The 14,172-nt window shown below is 64.3% G+C and carries 19 protein-coding genes and 1 tRNA gene; 4 read left to right on the forward strand and 16 right to left on the reverse strand.

The features are described 5' to 3' along the window. Nucleotides 1-50: 50 nt before the first annotated feature. Nucleotides 51-127 (forward strand) — tRNA-Met (locus SPDO_RS04945). A gap of 354 nt (nt 128-481) precedes the next feature. Here the strand turns inward: SPDO_RS04945 and SPDO_RS17105 are convergent. The 6 genes from SPDO_RS17105 to SPDO_RS17130 all read right to left on the reverse strand — a co-directional run bounded on the left by SPDO_RS17105 (nt 482) and on the right by SPDO_RS17130 (nt 2,635). Continuing rightward, nucleotides 482-670, reverse strand: a complete 189-nt coding sequence (locus tag SPDO_RS17105; protein WP_088366396.1) for a hypothetical protein — start codon at nt 668-670, stop codon at nt 482-484. 139 nt (nt 671-809) lie between these two features. Further along, the gene (locus tag SPDO_RS17110) at nt 810-1,388 is read right to left on the reverse strand and encodes a peroxidase family protein (RefSeq protein ID WP_245829189.1); all 579 of its coding nucleotides are present in this window, start codon (nt 1,386-1,388) and stop codon (nt 810-812) included. 27 nt (nt 1,389-1,415) lie between these two features. Continuing rightward, entirely contained in the window at nt 1,416-1,682 is a 267-nt protein-coding gene (locus SPDO_RS17115) for a hypothetical protein (RefSeq protein ID WP_245829192.1), read from the reverse strand. Then, complete coding sequence (locus SPDO_RS17120; protein WP_245829195.1) at nt 1,679-2,053, reverse strand: hypothetical protein; 375 nt, start codon at nt 2,051-2,053, stop codon at nt 1,679-1,681. The genes SPDO_RS17115 and SPDO_RS17120 overlap by 4 nt, the downstream gene beginning before the upstream one ends. Further along, nucleotides 2,050-2,175: a peroxidase family protein gene (locus SPDO_RS17125; RefSeq protein ID WP_245829197.1), complete on the reverse strand. Its 126-nt coding sequence runs from the start codon at nt 2,173-2,175 to the stop codon at nt 2,050-2,052. Before SPDO_RS17125 ends, SPDO_RS17120 begins: the two co-directional genes overlap by 4 nt. Nucleotides 2,176-2,425: 250 nt before the next feature. Beyond that, nucleotides 2,426-2,635, reverse strand: a complete 210-nt coding sequence (locus SPDO_RS17130) for a hypothetical protein (protein ID WP_245829199.1) — start codon at nt 2,633-2,635, stop codon at nt 2,426-2,428. Between the two features lie 341 nt (nt 2,636-2,976). Between SPDO_RS17130 and SPDO_RS04960 the strand changes: the two genes are divergently transcribed. Continuing rightward, entirely contained in the window at nt 2,977-3,741 is a 765-nt protein-coding gene (locus tag SPDO_RS04960) for a VIT1/CCC1 transporter family protein (RefSeq protein WP_088366397.1), read from the forward strand. 44 nt (nt 3,742-3,785) lie between these two features. On the opposite strand, the gene SPDO_RS04965 is transcribed toward SPDO_RS04960, so the two are convergent. From SPDO_RS04965 to SPDO_RS04975, 3 genes are read right to left on the reverse strand one after another with little or no spacing between them, the layout of a single operon-like run. Continuing rightward, nucleotides 3,786-4,205, reverse strand: coding sequence for a sulfite exporter TauE/SafE family protein (locus tag SPDO_RS04965; protein WP_425441923.1), 420 nt, complete (start codon nt 4,203-4,205; stop codon nt 3,786-3,788). Between the two features lie 7 nt (nt 4,206-4,212). After that, the gene (locus SPDO_RS04970) at nt 4,213-4,731 is read right to left on the reverse strand and encodes a rhodanese family protein (protein WP_088366398.1); all 519 of its coding nucleotides are present in this window, start codon (nt 4,729-4,731) and stop codon (nt 4,213-4,215) included. 4 nt (nt 4,732-4,735) lie between these two features. Further along, nucleotides 4,736-5,050 (reverse strand): ArsR/SmtB family transcription factor, encoded by a 315-nt coding sequence (locus SPDO_RS04975; protein WP_088366399.1) that lies wholly within the window; start codon nt 5,048-5,050, stop codon nt 4,736-4,738. A 68-nt stretch (nt 5,051-5,118) separates the two neighbouring features. Between SPDO_RS04975 and SPDO_RS04980 the strand changes: the two genes are divergently transcribed. Then, complete coding sequence (locus SPDO_RS04980; protein WP_088366980.1) at nt 5,119-5,988, forward strand: MBL fold metallo-hydrolase; 870 nt, start codon at nt 5,119-5,121, stop codon at nt 5,986-5,988. 246 nt (nt 5,989-6,234) lie between these two features. Here SPDO_RS04980 and SPDO_RS04985 read toward each other — a convergent pair whose 3' ends face one another. From SPDO_RS04985 to SPDO_RS05010, 6 genes are all read right to left on the reverse strand, one after another. Continuing rightward, nucleotides 6,235-7,152: a DMT family transporter gene (locus SPDO_RS04985; protein WP_342746655.1), complete on the reverse strand. Its 918-nt coding sequence runs from the start codon at nt 7,150-7,152 to the stop codon at nt 6,235-6,237. Nucleotides 7,153-7,306: 154 nt separating this feature from the next. Next, nucleotides 7,307-7,930: a VOC family protein gene (locus SPDO_RS04990; RefSeq protein ID WP_088366400.1), complete on the reverse strand. Its 624-nt coding sequence runs from the start codon at nt 7,928-7,930 to the stop codon at nt 7,307-7,309. Between the two features lie 10 nt (nt 7,931-7,940). After that, a complete protein-coding gene (locus SPDO_RS04995; protein ID WP_088366401.1) occupies nt 7,941-8,561 on the reverse strand; it encodes a glutathione S-transferase family protein in 621 nt (206 codons plus the stop codon). Nucleotides 8,562-8,613: 52 nt separating this feature from the next. Continuing rightward, nucleotides 8,614-9,267, reverse strand: a complete 654-nt coding sequence (locus SPDO_RS05000; RefSeq protein WP_088366402.1) for a carboxymuconolactone decarboxylase family protein — start codon at nt 9,265-9,267, stop codon at nt 8,614-8,616. A 12-nt stretch (nt 9,268-9,279) separates the two neighbouring features. Further along, entirely contained in the window at nt 9,280-9,666 is a 387-nt protein-coding gene (locus tag SPDO_RS05005) for a nuclear transport factor 2 family protein (protein WP_158212144.1), read from the reverse strand. Further along, the gene (locus SPDO_RS05010; protein WP_158212145.1) at nt 9,656-10,975 is read right to left on the reverse strand and encodes a spinster family MFS transporter; all 1,320 of its coding nucleotides are present in this window, start codon (nt 10,973-10,975) and stop codon (nt 9,656-9,658) included. Before SPDO_RS05010 ends, SPDO_RS05005 begins: the two co-directional genes overlap by 11 nt. Before the next feature lie 101 nt (nt 10,976-11,076). Here SPDO_RS05010 and SPDO_RS05015 point away from each other — a divergent pair, with 101 nt between their 5' ends. Beyond that, complete coding sequence (locus SPDO_RS05015) at nt 11,077-11,841, forward strand: SDR family NAD(P)-dependent oxidoreductase (RefSeq protein ID WP_088366405.1); 765 nt, start codon at nt 11,077-11,079, stop codon at nt 11,839-11,841. Nucleotides 11,842-11,877: 36 nt separating this feature from the next. Here the strand turns inward: SPDO_RS05015 and SPDO_RS05020 are convergent, their stop codons facing one another. Then, nucleotides 11,878-14,133 carry a TonB-dependent receptor gene (locus tag SPDO_RS05020; RefSeq protein ID WP_088366406.1) on the reverse strand — a complete coding sequence of 752 codons (2,256 nt, stop codon included), beginning with the start codon at nt 14,131-14,133 and terminating at the stop codon, nt 11,878-11,880. Nucleotides 14,134-14,172 lie beyond the last annotated feature (39 nt).

The raw sequence follows: 14,172 nt of genomic DNA on the forward strand, positions 1-14,172 counted from the left end.
GCCACAACGCGGAGGCGTTCGTGTTTCCCCAAACGGACCACATACGGTGACGCGGGGTGGAGCAGCCCGGTAGCTCGTCAGGCTCATAACCTGAAGGTCACAGGTTCAAATCCTGTCCCCGCAACCAATGGTGTCACAACAGCCCCGTCCTTCACCGGACGGGGCTTTGTTGCGTCTGGGGCTCCCGAGGTCGCTACCTCCAGTATTCTGGACAGATCGCCTTGCAACTGCATCGGCCGGCGTTTGCCACCGCGCGCGCTGCCCGGCTGAACCACGATTTTCTCGATGAGCGCACGAGATGCCTGCCGCGCGGCTGCGCCGCCCCCGATGCCAGATGCTGATCCAGGTCCACGATCGCGCGGATATACAGCGCTTCGTGCGTGGCCAGTAACTGGACAACTTCTCGAACGGGCAGAATGGCCAGCGCCGCTTTCAGGGCCTGCTCCGTCGCTTCAAGTTCCTTTAAGCGAACGAAGCGTGACTAGCCGTTCTCCGACCCATAGACCTCGGCAATGGCGTGCAACTGCGAGTTGGCACCCAGGATCAGATCGTCGCAAGTGGCGGTGAACCGCTGCGCTCCGCCATTGCGGAAGCGATGCCCCTGTTCGTTCGCCTTCTGCCACTCGTAATCAATGCTGGCCAGAACGGTAAAGAGGCCGTTGGGCGCCAACGCGCGCGGTGAAGATGCCGTCGGCCGAGCGGTCCCAATTGGCGCCGAGCGCACGAAGCCCTCCGGTAAGGCCGACCCATTCAGGTGCCGGCAAGGCCATCTGCGCGGCACGATCGAGGAACACCTGTTCGGGGGCTACTCAGCCCGGGGTGATCGTCTCGAACGCGTCATCGACATAGTTGCGGAAGCTATCCACGACGGGACGGAGCCATTCGAAGCTGTCCGCGTCGGTACGCGCCATATCGGTGTCCATGAGGCCGGGCCCGAACGGCACAGCCAACTCTTCCTCGGCATCTGCCGCGGCCTGCTCGATTGCGGCGCAGCTGCCAAGCACGATCAGGTCGGCAAGCGATACCCGTTTGCCGCGCGCGGCGCCTGCGTCGGATTCGGCCATCACTTCGCGCAGCCGAGCGACAACCGGCACCGTCCGGCGGATGATCGCCCAATCCTTCTGCGGCGCCAGCGCGGGCCATGCGCCGTTCGCGCCGCCACGCTTATCGGTCGTGCGAAAGGTCGACGCCGCGGGAAACGCGGTGAAGGCGAGGTCGGACTCCGACAGCCCGCTCTCCAGAACCTTCCGCTTGAGCGTCGCGATGTCCGCGTCCTCGATCAACGGATGATCGACCGACGGGATCGGATCCTGCCACAGCAGATCGTCCGCTCTTCGCCGAAATACCAGTACTTCGGCCTCTCGTCGCGATGGGTCAACTTGTAGCACGCCTTGGAGAATTGCAGCGTGAGATAGTCAAAGTCGGCGAGAAACCGCTCGCAGATTGCGATAGACGGGATCGATCTTCAGCGCGATGTCGCTGGTCATCATCGTCAGCGGGTGAGTCTTGCCTGAGACATGCGCGTCGGGGGTGCGCGTCGCGCTTTTGTCGACCGGGGTCCATTGTAAGGCGCCCGCGGGGCTGCGCGTCTGCTCCCATTCGAATTTGAACAGGTTCTCGAGATAGCTTTTATCCCATTTGGTTGGGTCTGGCGTCCAGCTGCCTTCGATGCCGTTGGTCATCTTAAACTCGCCGGCACCGGTTCCTTCCGGATTGCGCCAGCCAGCCCCATCTGCTCGATCGGGCCATCTCGGGCGGGGCGCCGATGCGATCGGACTTCACTATGCCGTGGCTTTCGCCGAAGGCGTGGCGCCGCTACGATCAGCGGCACCGTTTCCTCATCGTTCATCGCCATACGCGTAAATGCGATGCGAATATCACGCGCCGATGCCGCTGGATTGCCGCTGGCGTAGGGCCCTTCCGGATCGACGTAGATCAGAGCCTGATGTGTCGCGGCGAGCGGTTGTTTCAGGACGTAGTCGGCTTCGCCGTTCTTCCCGCGCCAGCACTCGTCGCTGTTCACCATTTCGTCGAATGACTTCACCGTCGTCATGTCGATGTGTTCGGGCCCCAATAGGTGGTGTCGCCCGCCTCCCAGGCATCGTGCCGCCCACCGGCGAAGCCAAAGGTTGGGAAGCCCATGATCTCGAGCGCGCAATTGCCGGTCAACACCATCAGGTCGGCCTAGGAAAGCGCAGCCCCGTGTTTCTGCTTGATCGGCCAGATCAGGCGCCTGAACTTGTTAGTGTTGCCGTTATCTCACCAGCTGTCGATCGGCGCGAAACGTTTCATCGCTCACCCGCGCCGACACGCCCATCAGCAATGCGATAGGTGCCCGCCGCGTGCCACGCCATGCGGATCATCTGCCGGCGTACTTTAACGGGCACCACGCGACCGAGTTGGTGAGAAACGCCTTGATCTCCGCCTACAGCGCCTGAAGGTCGATCGTCTCGAACGCTGCCTTGTAATCGAAGTCCTCGCCCAACGGGTTGGCGCGCGGACCGTTACGATGAAGCTGAACGCGAAGGCGATTGGAGTACCAATCCTGAAGGGTGGATCTGCCCGTGTGCGCGCCGCCGATGCGATCGTCGCCGAACGGGTACTTGCCTGCTAAAACCGCCTTATAGTCGTTCATCGTGAAATCCTCGTCGCTTCGGGGCCGACGTACTTATCGACACGTTCCTGCCCGCTAGCCGGCAACGAGATTGATCCAGACCAGTTCTCGAGAACCGTTCTCACTGTCACATCGCTGCCAAGCCTTCGCCTCGCACGTGGTGCGGCCTGGACGAACGCGGGAATGTGGCGTCAGGCTTGTCTTCGCGTCGACGGTGGTTTTCCCGTACGCGATGCTGCATGATATGTAGGTGATCCGGCACCCGTAGCGGCAATCCGACCGCCGTCTGGCGCTAAACATGGAGACGGTCCGCGTATGCCTGGTGTCGCGAAACGTCTGAACGAACGCATAGAAAGGCGCCGATGACGACGCGAGCAGCGGGTGACAGTCACACGAAGACGCCCGGAGGGTCCGCGAGCGTCACGTCGGGGCTGCCAAGTGAGCATCATCTCGTCCATCGCACCGGCTGGCTGCGGGCGGCGGTGCTTGGCGCAAACGACGGCATCATCTCGGTTTCCAGTCTGTTGGTCGGGGTCGCTTCAGCCCCAGGGGCGTCGCATTCTGGCGTCCTGCTGGCCGGCGCTGCGGCCCTGGTTGGCGGCGCGCTGTCGATGGCGGCGGGTGAATATGTCTCGGTCAGCTCGCAGGCCGATACCGAGCAGGCCGATCTGGCGCGCGAACGCCATGAACTTGCCCGCTCGCCGCAACAGGAAACGGCGGAACTCGCTGCCATCTACGAGGCCCGCGGCGTGACATCAACGGTCGCACGACAGGTGGCCGAACAGATGATGGCGCATGATGCGCTGGGTGCGCACATGCGTGACGAACTGGGGCTAACAGATCAACTCGCCGCCCGCCCGGCGCAGGCGGCGTTATCGTCCGCGGCAGCGTTCACGGCCGGTGCGATCGCCCCCGTGATCGTCGCCCTCGCCGCGCCCCGAGCGGTCGTGAGTATCGCCGTATTGCTGACGGCCCTGATCTTGCTCGCCATCCTCGGAGCAATCGGCGCCAAGGTGGGCGGCGCCCGCATCGGTCCTGCGGTGCTTCGGATCACTTTTTGGGGGATTGTCGCCATGGGCGTTACGGGCGCGCTCGGGTATGTCTTGGGCGGCGGCGTCGCCGGCTGAAGTGACCGGAATTTATCGGTCAAAGAGGCTAGGCTGTGCTTCCGCTAATCAACAATCCCGTCACGCTGAAGCGCGTTTCTCACAGAGATGACGTGGCGACATAGGCACCGAGAGCGATGACCATGCCGGCAAAGCCCCGTTCGAGCAGTACCTTGCGGGTGCCAAGACTTCTGCCAAGCGCGATGCCGCCGACGGTCCCCGGCGACGCCGCCGATGACCAGCAGCGCGGTCACGCCCCAATCGACCAAGCCTGACAGGGCGTAGGAGGTGGTGGTGGTCAGCCCAAGTGCGCTGACGACGAGCGACGTGCCGATCGCGTAGGGTAGCGGCATAGCGGTCGCCATGATCAGGCCCGGCACGATGAGAAATCCACCGCCGATCCCGAAAAAGCCGGCTGCGAGCCCGACAAGCAGCCAGATCACCCCGCCCGCCGCAAGCGCCGCGAGAATGGCCGCGATGTGCATGATCGGATCAGGCTGCCGCGCGCCGGTTCCAGGGCATCATGCGGAGCAGGTTGGCCATGCCGCACCACCCCGTCGCACCGGCGAACATCAGCCCAGCGCCGACGAATGCTGACAGTGCGTAGAAGCCGGGTGCGACGAACGCGCCGAGCAGCACGCCGGCCAGCACCAGCGCACCGGCCGTGATCTGAACCTGACCCATTAATTCCAGCGGCTGCGATCGATCGGCGCTGACGGGATGGCGGGCCTGTCGCCACGCTTCGATGCCGCCCTCAAGAATATACGCCGGCGCACCGCCCGCTGCCGCGCCAAGCTGCGCGGCGTTGGCGGCGGTGCGCATTCCTGATTTGCAGTGGAAGACGACCGGGCGGCCGTCACGCGGCAGATCGCCGATCCGGTTAAGCGGCACGTTCATCGCGCCGGGAATGCGCTCGCGCGCATGTTCGTCGGCACCGCGGATATCGACCAGGCGGGCACCGGCATTGATCGCGGCGCGGGTGTCGGCCGGGGAAAGGGTCGCAAGCATCATGACGTCAGTCCTTGCAATAAAGCTGGTAGAGGGTGGCGAGCAGCGTTTCGACACGCGCATCCGCAATGGCGTACCAGAGCGCTTGGCTCTCCCGTCGGTAGGTGACGAGGCCTTCGTCGCGCATCCTGGCAAGGTGTTGCGAGCAGGCGGACTGCGACAGGCCGACATCGCGGGCCAGATCGCCGACCGTCACCTCGCCATGTTCGACCAGCTTGCACAGCAGCATCAGCCGGCGCGCGTTGCCGATCGCCTTCAGCGTGTCGGCCAACTGTCCCGCTTTTGCTTCGAAGGTCGCCAGATCCATTGGCTTGAGCACCATCGCCACTCCATTAGATATTGCTTATGTAGCATCATCTAATATATTAGCAAGAGCTAACGGAGGTGTTCATGACCCAGCCATTCATCGAGGCGTTCTTCGACGAACCGACAAACACGATCAGCTACCTCGTTGGCGATCCCGTCACACGCACAGCGGCGGTGATCGATCCGGTACTCGACTTTGATCTTGCGAGTGGCGTTGCCGAAACGCGCTCGGCCGAGCGGATCGTCGCCTTTGCGCGTGAGCAGGACTGGCGCATCGCGATGGTGCTGGAGACGCACGCCCATGCCGATCATCTGTCGGCCGCACCCTTTATCAAGGCGCACACTGGCGCATGGATCGGGATCGGCGCGCACATCCGCGACGTCCAGCGGATTTTCCGTCCCGTCTTCGCGATGGACGATCTGAAAACGGACGGTTCTGATTTCGACAGGCTGTTCGATGATGGCGATGCCTTCGCGTTGGGGAGTCTTACCGTTGGGGTGATGTATGTTCCCGGGCACACGCCGGCGGATGTTGCCTACCGGATTGGCGATGCTGCCTTTGTCGGTGATACGCTGTTCATGCCGGATTACGGGACGGCGCGGGCTGACTTTCCCGGTGGCGACGCACGAAAGCTCTATCGATCGATCCGCCGCATTTTGTCGCTCCCAGACGCTACGCGCTTGTTCTTGTGCCATGACTATAAAGCGCCAGGGCGTGACGAGTATCGCTGGGAGACGACGGTGGGCGAGCAGCGCCGGGCAAGCGTTCACGTTCACATGGGGGTGACGGAGGACGAGTTCGTTGCAATGCGTGAGCAGCGCGACGCCGGTCTGTCCGTGCCGAAGCTGCTGCTACCCTCGATCCAGGTCAACATCCGCGCCGGCCACTTCGATGAGGCCGAAGCGAACGGCGTCAGCTTCCTGCGCATTCCGGTGAAGTGGAAGGCCAAGTGACAAGCGCGGTGGCCGTTCCGGGAGAGCCGCGACATCCAGCGCTCTCTTACGCCGCGGTCGGTCGCCCGACCGCGATCGGGCAACACTCCTTACGACACCTGAAGTTTATTCCGATTTGCTCGGGAAAGCCGCGTCTTCTGCAGGCGAGCAACGCGCAGGGGGTGAGAAATGGGAAGACCGCGCTGAACGCCCGAGATGAAGCCGCCGCCTCTGCAAGGCTGTCCGATCGCCCGCGCCACGCGGCACTCACAAAGCCTCGGCGAGCGCCAGTATGACGCCCGCCGCCACGAGCAATAGCCCCGCTGCCTCGATGCGGTGGAATGGGTCGCGTAGATAGAAGGTCGCAAAGGCGAGGGTGAAGATTACCTCTACCTGCGCCACGATGCGCACGAGGGCGACGGGTGCGATCGCGAGCGCGCTGAACAGGCAGATCGAGCCGGTCCCCGCGAGCAACCCGACCTGTGACGAGGTGCGCCACGATCGTGCGACGGCGCGCAAGGTCGCGGGCTCGCGCCACGCTACCCAACCGCCGAGCCATAGAGATTGGGTCGCCACCACCACCGCCAGCGTGACCAGTGCGGCTAGGAATGGCCGGTCGCTTTCCAGATGCAGCGCGGCGCGGCGGATGAACACGCCGGTGATCGCGAACAGCGCGCCCGCACCAAGCCCGCACAGCGCCGCGGGTTGTCCCAAAGCTTGCAGCACATTGCGCGGCGTGAGGTTGCGCCCACCCAGCGCCAGCGTAAGCACCCCTGCGATGCCGATCGCTATGGCAGCAGCGATGGCCACCGTGACGGTTTCGCCAAGGATCAACCAGCCGAACACGGCCGCCTGCACCGTCTCCGTTTTTGAAAAGGCGGTGCCGACGATGAAATTACGATAGCCGAAGGCCATGATGAGCAGGTTCGTGGCGAGCAATTGTGCAATCGCCGCCACACCGGCGAGGCCGAAAAAGGTCGCGTCGAGACGAGGCAGCGCTGCCCCGCCGAAATGCAGGTAGCTGCCCAGTACGGCAAGGATGAGCGGCAGGCCGTAGACATAGCGGGCGAGGCCCGCTCCATTGACCGACAATTGCGATCGTAGGCGCTGCTGTACGGCCGTTCGCCACGCCTGCAGTAACCCGGCCAGCAGCGTGGCCGGAAGCCAGGCGAGCGCGATGGTCACGCGGTGAACCGCCCCAATCGGAGGTGTAATAGCGCCCCGATCAAGGCCGGAGCCCAGCTAGGACGGCTGTTGTTAGGGAGCAGCGCCAAACAACGTCCGTTCCGTAGCTGAGCCCCGACCGACGCCGGAAGGCGTAGATTCTCTCGGCCGACGGTTATTCCGCCGGCACCATCTCGGCGACGTCGTTCTCCGCCAACGCCTTTTGCACGATCAGCCCCTCGCGCTTCGTGCCGTCGGCCGTCATCGGATCGTGGGCGACATCGTGATCGCCGAACGTCTTGGTCCAGGCGGCGAATTCGAGGCACACGCCGTCGGGATCGAAGAAATATACCGATCGGACGAAGACGCCGTCATGCATGTGATCGGACGATTGCGTGTCAGAATCGTCGTGATTGAGGATCTTCGTGACCGCCACGCCCTTGGCCTGAAGGCGCTCGTAATATTCGTCGAACTTTTCGGCCGGCACGTTGAACGCGATATGGTTCATCGAACCGTGCGCGGAGGAGAAATCGCCCTGCGTCGGCAGCGCGGCAGGAGCGGAAATCCCCGGGTGCGCCTCGGCCGCCTTGGGAAACCAGAAGAAGGCGAGGCTGTCGCCGTTCCCCATATCGAAGAAGAAATGCTGCCCGCGTCCGCCGGGCAGGTCGATCGTCTTGACCAGCGGCATGCCGAGCACGTCACGGTAGAATTCCACCGTCTTCGCCATGTCCTTGCACACGAGCGCGAGGTGGTTGACCCCCTTGAACTCGAATTCGCTGTTGGTTGCCGGCATCGTCATTCTCCTCTCTTTATGCTGTGGGTTGACACGCTGGCCGCGCCGCTACGCGATCGAACCAGGCGATCAGATTGGTGCAGGCCGGGTCGATCGGCTGCCCGACGCTGCGACCGAAATCGAGAAAGGCGAACAGATGGATGTCGGCGAGCGTGAAGCGCTCCCCGGTCAGCCATGTGCGCCCGGCGATCTGTGCGTCGACCCAGCGCATCCCGTCCTGCGCCACTGCCTTCAGCCCCGCCGCCGCCTCCGGCAGGCAGCGCATCCGCGGCTCGAACAAGGCGAGCCCTTCCGAATAGCGGAAGCCGCTGGTCAGCGGCTCGCAGATCTTGAGATCGACGCGTCGTGCCCACATCCGTGTCGTCGCGCGCTCCTCAGGCGTGGTGCCGATCAGCGGCGGTGCCGGGTGCAGTTCATCGAGATATTCGCAGATCGGAAGGATCTCGGTGAGAATGGCACCGTCGTCCTGCTCCAGCGCGGGCGTCTGACCGGCCGGGTTGATCGCGACATTGTATGGCGCGCGGCGGTTCTCGGCGCCGCGCAGGTCGACCATGACCGCCGGTATCGCAATGCCCTTCTCCGCCATGAACAGCGTCACGACACGCGGGTTCGGCCCGACCGAATTGTAAAAGCGCATCCTCTCGTTCCCTTGCGACTTTGCTTAGCTGATTAAGCACAAACCGTCAACGTCATTGACGGTTTGTCGTGGGGCGCGGTGCGCTGAGGAAGTCCGCGGCGCTGAATCCCTCGGGTGCGGCGACCTCGACGATCGGGTCCGCGCGGTCGTCGAATTCCATGCGCAGCGCACGGGTAATCACCGCGTGCATGTCGTAAAGGCAGGTGATGTAGGTAAACTCGAAGATCTGCTCGTCGTCCCAGAAGGTCTTGAGTTTGGCGAAGACAGCGTCCGGTACGCGGCCGCCGGCTTGGGCCAGGCAATCGGCGTAGGCGAGCACGGCGCGCTCCTGCTCGTCATAGCAATCCGCGACGGTCCAATAAGGAACGGCGGCGATCTTCTCCTCGCTGACGCCAAGGCCGCGCAGCGACTTGCAATGCTGCGAGAAGACGAACTGGCTGCCCTTCACCCAGCCGGCGCGGGTCTGGCCCAGTTCGCGCAGGACCGGCGAGATGCGCCGCGCCGGGTGGCGGTAGACCGCGAAGCCATCGACGGCATGTTTGAAGATATCGGGCGCGAGCGCGTAGACCGTCCACCAGTCGCCCGGCGTGCCGGTGGCGGTACCGGGTTCGGCGACCGGATCGCGATCGCCGAACAGGCGGTTGTAGTAAGCGAGAACGGTTTCGTCGGTAACGTCGGCGCGCGGCACCTGGCGCAAGATAGGCATGAGCTGCTTCCTTCAGGCGAATTTGCGAAATTCGGCGACATGGGCCGAGTCGAAATATTCATCGAGGCGGGTGATCTTTCCGCCCTCGACGTGGCAGATGATTGCGCACGGCAGGCGCACGGCAACCCCGTCATGGGTGCGCGTGCCCTGCAACGTATGCTGCTGCACGAACCCGCCGGGGAAAACGTGGACGCGCCGATCGGCGTAGGAGCGGCGGTCGATCCGCGCGACCATGCCGGTCAGCGTCTGCGCGGTCTGCTCCGGCGTGACGATCAACTCGTCGGTATTGTGCCAGATTGCCGCATCGGGCGTGAAACTGCCCTGCATCGTCGCGATGTCGCCCTGCTCGATCGCGTCAAAGAAGCGTGCGGCGAATGCGCGCATCTCGTCATCGGTCATCCTGCCTCTCCCTTTCATACCCGTCGAGATCGGCACGCACGTCGCGCGCCATGCGATATTGCGCCACCGCCGCGACGACGGCGAACGGCAGCACCCACAGTAATGCGAAACGCAGGCTCGCCACCCCATAAGCGGGGGCGAGCGCGTCGCTGATCATGCCGATCACCAGCGGACCGCAGCCGAGCCCGACGAGGTTGAACATCAGCAGCAGGATTGCCGAGGCGGTGGCGCGCGCGCGCGACGGGGTAAGGTTTTGCACCAGCGCCAGCGCCGGCGCGACATAGATCGTGCAGGCGACCATCGGCACCAGCATCAGCGCGAGCGACCATTGCCAGCTATCCACCAGCAGCGCCGCGGCGAAACTGGGAATCAGCACGACCGTCGCCACGCACGGCACCAATGCATAGGCCGCCGCCGAGCGCCGCGCCGCCCAGTTGACCAGTGCGCCGCCACCCCAGATGCCCAGCCCAAAGGTGATCCCGGCGGCCGGCGCAAACCAGGTTGCAAGCGCGCTCAACGGCATGCCCTGCGTGCGCATGAGGAAGGCGGGGATCCAGTTGAGCATCCCGTAGCTGACGAACGCCGACAGTCCGCTGGCGATCGCCAGCATCCGCAGCGAGCGGCGACGCAGGAATAGCGCAAAGCTCGCCCCCATCGGCAGCGCCGTATCGGACCCAGTAGGCCGGGCTGCGTCCATTTGTCCTCGCGCCGGCTCGCGCACCAGCATCAGCAGCAGCGGCGCGGCGATCAGGGCACCGACGACGCCGATCGCAATAAAGGCATTGCGCCAGCCGATCGTTGCCGCGGCCCAGCCGCCGAACGCCGCGCCCAGAAACACGCCGAACGGCCCGTTGGCGGTGAAGATGCCGATCACCAGCGGACGGCGCTCGGGCGGATAATAATCTGCCAGCACCGACAGTGATGGCGCGGTCCCGCCTGCTTCGCCGATCCCCACACCGAAGCGTGCAAGCGCGAGTTGGACGAACGTCTGCGCAAAGCCGCAGGCCGCGGTGAAGACGCTCCATATCGCGCAAGCCGCCGCGATCAGCCGCACGCGATGCCAGCGATCCGCCGCCATCGCGAAAGGCACACCCATCAGCGCGTAGAACAGGGCAAAGCTCAGCCCGGTGAGCAGCCCGAACTGCGTGTCGCTGAACGCCATCTCGGCGCGGATCGGCTCGACCAGCACGGACAGCAATTGGCGATCGACGAAATTGAGCGTGCCGATCGCGAACAGCATCCACAGCGCGATCGCTCGCTGCGCGGCACCCGGTGCGGTCCGCTGCATGTTCATCGCCGTGTCGGTCATCCCGTCTCCTCGCAGCGATTCACCGTCGCCCTTGCGAGAGAAGCTTAGATACATAAGGATGTGTGTCAATCACACTGACGGTTGTACCAGGGAGAGGGCCGATGGAGATCAGGGGCAAATGGGCGATCGTGACGGGTGGCGCGTCAGGCATCGGACGGGTGACGGCACTGCAGTTGGCCCGGCAGGGCGCCGCGCGGGTGACGCTGGTGGATGTCGATCGAGTGGGGCTGGCGCAAACGGCGGCGCTGGTCGGCGCGGCGGCGGAGGCGGTGACGCTCGACCTTGCCGACGTGACGGCGGCGGCGGCGTGGTTCGCGTCCGTGGGCGCAGAGCGCGCGCCAGACATCCTGCACAACAATGCCGGCGTCGTCTCGGGCGCGGCGATGTTTCCCACAATGCCGCTCGACCGGATCGGCTGGATCGTCGACGTCAACCTTACCTCGCTGATCGCCGCGACGCAGGTTATGGCGCAGCGCATGCGCGATGCTGGCGGCGGCGTGATCGTGAACACGGTATCGACCGTCGCACTCGGCACCGGTTTTCGGGACGCGATGTATGCCACTACCAAGGCGGGGGTGATGATGTTCACCCGCTGCTGCGCGTCGTTGAAGGACGAATGGAACGTGCGCGTCGCCGGCGTGCTGCCGGGGCTGACCGATACGCCGATCCTGCATACCACCGGCGGCGATCGCGCGGCCGACTGGATGGCGCCGGTGCTTGCGAACAACGAGCGCTGCACGCCCGACGACATCGCCGCGGCGGTGATCGACCTGATTGCGGACGATACATTGCCGGGTGGCGACTGGGTTGCGGTGCGCCGCGAGGGGGGCGTGGTCACGCGGCAATGGGGACACGATGCGCGGTAAGCCCCCTCCCGGTGAGGGAGGGGGGGTAAGGGTGTGTTAGAACCGCACGCCCGCCTCGATCGCAATGTTGCGCGGCGGTTCCACGAACAGCATCGCGCGCGGCGACGAGGTAATCGGCGCGGGCAGCAGGAAGGCGCTGCCGGTGGTCAACTTGTCGGTCAGGTTCTTTCCCACGACCGCAACGTGCCATTGCTCGTCCTGCGGCCCGAATTGTACGCGCAGGTCTAGCTTCGCGAAGCCGCGCTGATAGCCGTACAGTGGGCTCATATTGTCCGAGTTGAAAAAGCCTGACCGCCCGCCGACGATGGCGTTGCCGTCCAGCTTGTAGTCGCCGATGTCCGCGCGCCCGTGTACCGCGACATTGCCGGTGAACTTGGACGTATAGGCCAGCCGGTAGCCGGCGAGGTTGTTCGCCTGAATGCTGGCCGGCGAGGCCGGATTGCATTGCGAGAGCGGCTGCGTTGCGAGACAAGCCGCGCCTGGATAATCGTCGTATTTGACGTCCTGGTACGCGCCCGAGGCCGTGATGTCGAAATAGCGGCTGGGCGCGATGCGCAGCGAACCTTCGATCCCGCGCGATGTCGCCGCCGCGGCGTTGCCGACCTGATAGGTCGAGATCACCGGATTGTAGACCGATGATTGGAGATCGGTGAACTTGGTATCGTAGACCGAGACGTTGGCGTTCACCTTGCCGTCGAGCAACGTGGCCTTCACGCCGGCTTCCCAGTTGCGCGAGCGCTCCGGGCGATAGACGAAGGTGGCGTCGGTGGTGCCATAGGTGTTCGATACGAACCCACCCGATTTCGAACCGCGTCCGTAAACCGCGTACACCATCAGGTCGCGCGTGAAGTCATATTGCAGCGTCACCGAAGGATCGGTCAGCCCTTCTTCGATCTTTGCCGCTGCGGTGGTGTTTACCGGGCGCAGGGCGAAGGGGCCATAGCGCAGTCGTCCGCCGAACGTGCCGTCCTTATGGGTGTTGGTGTAGCGCAGGCTGCCGATGACGCGAAAGCCTTCGAACGGCCGAATGGTCGCCTGGCCGAACACAGAGATCGAGCGGGCCTTCTGCCGGAAGTTGGTTTCCAGCAGACCGAAATAGTTGAGGGCGGCGATGTTGAACCCGCCGAGCTGCGTCAGATAGTAGCGCGACGTATCGTAATACGCGCCCACGACATATTCGAGCGTTCCGCCAGTCGGCGAAAGCAGGCGGAATTCCTGAGAGAATTGATTGAACCGCTCGGGATATTGATTGTAGACCGAATTGGCTACGATCGCGCCGGTGGGCGTCTCCTGATCGAAGTAATTGGTCACCTTGCCATTGAACCACGAATAGCCGGTGATCGAGGTAAGCGTGTGATCGCCGATGCCCACATTGGCGGTCACCGAGCCGAGCACCGCGCGATTGTCGGACTGTTCGGGGCCGAGCACGCCGTCGTCGGTGTAGCGCGTTTCCTTGATCCGTTGCGTCGTGTTGACGGGGCTGGAAACGCTGAGGCCGCCGCTGCGCTTCTGGTTGGTCAGCTCCAGCTTGCCGGACACGTCCACGGTATCGGTGGGCGTCCACAGCGCGCTGACGCGGAACAACTGGAGCTGGTTGCGCGGCTCGTCCTTGCCGTTGAAGCGGTTGCGCAGATAGCCGTCCTGATCCTGCACGCGCGCCGCCACGCGCAGCCCGAACGTGTCGGACAGCGGGCCCGCGACATAGCCGGTCAAGTCCACGCCTTTGAGATCGAAATTGTAGACGCCGGTGACCGACCCCTCGAATTCCTTGGTCGGCCCAGCGGATACGACGCTGACCGCACCGGCCGGCGTGTTCTTGCCGTAAAGCGCGCCCTGCGGACCGCGCAGCACCTCGACGCGCGCGACGTCGAAGAATGGGTTGAGCGCCTGCCGCACGCGCCCGGCGTACACGCCGTCGACATACACGCTCACCGCCTGATCGAACGAAAAGTTCTGCGGCGGCGAGCCGAAGCCGCGGATGTAGATCGTGTCGTTGCCGTTGGTCTGCTGCACGAACACGTTGGGCACGTAATTCTGTACCGACTTGAAGTCCGTCGCCTGGAACGCGGCAATTGTCTCCCCGGTGACCACCTCCATCGAGATCGGCACGTCCTGCAGCCGTTGCTCGCGACGCTGCGCGGTGACGACGATGTCGCTGTCCGATGCCGCGGTCGCCGGAGGCAGCGGATCGGCGGGCGGCGCGGCAGGCGCGGCCTCTTGTGCCATCGCAGGCATCGCAGCCAGTAGCGCGATGACGGCCGCACCCGTCAACTCACGAACCATCCGTCCCATTGTTCCTCCCCTTCGCCACGCACGGCGCCTTGAACCGGA

It is taken from the genome of Sphingomonas dokdonensis, from assembly GCF_002197685.1.
Lineage (GTDB): Bacteria > Pseudomonadota > Alphaproteobacteria > Sphingomonadales > Sphingomonadaceae > Sphingomonas > Sphingomonas dokdonensis.